Origin of the sequence: Arthrobacter sp. SIMBA_036, assembly GCF_046535135.1 — a bacterium.
GTDB lineage: Bacteria > Actinomycetota > Actinomycetes > Actinomycetales > Micrococcaceae > Arthrobacter.
The window spans coordinates 1-275 of sequence record NZ_JAWRXG010000149.1 but is presented as its reverse complement, the minus strand read 5'-3'; the positions used below and the strand labels follow the sequence as shown (position 1 = coordinate 275).

1 protein-coding gene is annotated in these 275 nt (G+C 55.3%); it reads left to right on the top strand.

The features are described 5' to 3' along the window. On the top strand, nucleotides 1–272 hold a 272-nt coding region (locus SB659_RS19450), incomplete at its 5' end, for a hypothetical protein (protein ID WP_410551588.1). Nucleotides 273–275 lie beyond the last annotated feature (3 nt).

Below are 275 nucleotides of genomic sequence, written 5' to 3'. Positions count from 1 at the left end.
CACTTATCGCTTCCGGTCGCCGAGCAATCAATGTTCTTGCCTATGCTCGTGCTGATCAAACAGATGTCGTTGTTGTAGTCACGCCCCGCTTGTGGCTCGGCGTTGACGACCTGAGTACTTCGATTCCATGGGCCGGAACGCGCATAGCCCTCCCGGTGGCCCTCCAACACCGTTCATTCATCGATCTGCTGACGGGGCGACCCGTACATGCGTACGATGAGCTTCAACTCGAAGAGTTCACGAAGCCTTTCGTCGTTCTCAAGTCCATCTGAGTA